Source organism: Pseudomonas huaxiensis (assembly GCF_003231275.1).
In the GTDB taxonomy this organism is placed as follows: domain Bacteria; phylum Pseudomonadota; class Gammaproteobacteria; order Pseudomonadales; family Pseudomonadaceae; genus Aquipseudomonas; species Aquipseudomonas huaxiensis.
Genome location: NZ_QKVL01000117.1, coordinates 1 through 1,909, shown reverse-complemented (window position 1 = coordinate 1,909; position 1,909 = coordinate 1). Strand labels below are relative to the sequence as shown.

At 63.3% G+C, this 1,909-nt stretch carries 1 protein-coding gene; it reads right to left on the bottom strand.

All coding sequences use genetic code 11. From position 1 onward, the window contains the following. On the bottom strand, positions 1-1,909 hold a 1,909-nt coding region (locus DM374_RS32435), incomplete at both ends, for an immunoglobulin-like domain-containing protein (protein WP_318531827.1).

The window sequence follows — 1,909 nt, the reverse complement described above, 5'->3', positions numbered from 1 at the left end:
CGAACTGATATTCAGCTTCTCGAAATCACCACCGCTAGTGCCAGTGATGGTGGCACTGACGTTGCCGCCATCCACGTACACGGTATTTTTCGGGCCATCGATGGTCACGCTGCCTTCAGTAGCGTTCTTGGCGATCGAGATGGTGGAGCCGTTGCTCAGGGTCACGGTCATCGCGGTGCCGGCCGGGTTGGTCAGCTTCGCGGTGTAGGTGATCTGGCCGCCTTCCTGGACCGTGCCGGTCGCGGTCAGCGATACGCCGGTGGTGTCCAGGTTGCTCGGGTTGTCATTGACGGTGGTCGACGGGGTGCCGGCAGTTACCAGCTTCTCGTAGTTGCCGCCGGTGACACCGGTGATGCTGTTGGTCAGCGCCGGGTTGGTGGCGTAGATGTTGTTCGGTGCGACGTAATCCACCGAGCCGCTGCTGGCGTTGACCGCGATGGTGATCGACTGGCCGTTGGCCAGGCTGATCACCAGCGGCGAGCCGGTGACCGGAGCACTGACGGTAGCGGTGTAGGTGACGACGCCGCCTTCCACCACGCTTGGAGTCGCCGTCAGGGTCACGGTCGAGGTGTCGATGGTGTCAGTGACCGCGGTAACCGCCGGGGCCGAGCTGACATTCAACTTCTCGAAATCACCACCGCTGGTGCCGGTGATGGTGGCGCTGACGTTGCCGCTGTCGACGTAGACAGTGTTTTTCGGTGCATCGATGGTCACGCTGCCTTCGGTAGCGTTCTTGGCGATAGTGATGGTCGAGCCGTTGCTCAGGGTCACGGTCATCGCGGTGCCGGCCGGGTTGGTCAGCTTCGCGGTGTAGGTGATCTGACCACCTTCCTGCACGGTGCCGGTCGCGGTCAGCGATACGCCAGTGGTGTCCAGGTTGTTCGGGTTGTCATTGACGGTGGTCGACGGCGTGCCGGTGGTCACCAGCTTCTCGTAGTTGCCGCCGGTGACGCCGGTGATGCTGTTGGTCAGCGCCGGGTTGGTGGCATAGATGTTGTTCGGCGCGACGTAGTCGACCGAGCCGCTGCTGGCGTTGACCGCGATGGTGATGCTCTGGCCGTTGGCCAGGCTGATCACCAGCGGCGAGCCGGTTACCGGAGCAGTGACGGTGGCGGTGTAAGTCACCACGCCGCCTTCGGTCACGCTCGGCGTGGCCGTCAGCGTCACGGTGCTGGTGTCGATGGTATCGGTCACGGCCGTCACGGCTGGCGTGCTGCTGACGTTCAACTTCTCGAAATCACCACCGCTGGTGCCAGTGATGGTGGCGCTGACGTTGCCGCTGTCGACGTACACGGTGTTTTTCGGCGCATCGATGGTCACGCTGCCTTCGGTACCGTTCTTGGCGATGGAGATGGTCGAACCGTTGCTCAGCGTCACCGTCATCGCGGTGCCGGCCGGATTGGTCAGCTTCGCGGTGTAAGTGATTTGACCGCCTTCCTGCACGCTGCCGGTCGCGGTCAGCGATACGCCAGTGGTGTCCAGGTTGTTCGGGTTGTCGTTGACGGTGGTCGACGGAGTACCCGCGGTGACCAGTTTCTCGTAGTTGCCGCCGGTGACGCCGGTGATGCTGTTGGTCAGCGCCGGATTGGTGGCGTAGATGTTGTTCGGCGCGACGTAGTCGACCGAGCCGCTGCTGGCGTTGACCGCGATGGTGATCGACTGGCCGTTGGCGAGGCTGATGACCAGTGGTGCGCCGGTGACCGGTGCGCTGACGGTGGCGGTGTAGGTGACGACGCCGCCCTCTACCACGCTTGGCGTTGCCGTCAGGGTCACGGTCGAAGTGTCGATGGTGTCGGTGACCGCGGTGACCGCAGGCGCGGAGCTGACATTCAGCTTCTCGAAATCACCGCCAGTGGTGCCGGTGATGGTGGCGCTGACGTTGCCGCCGTCCACATACACCGTGTTTTTC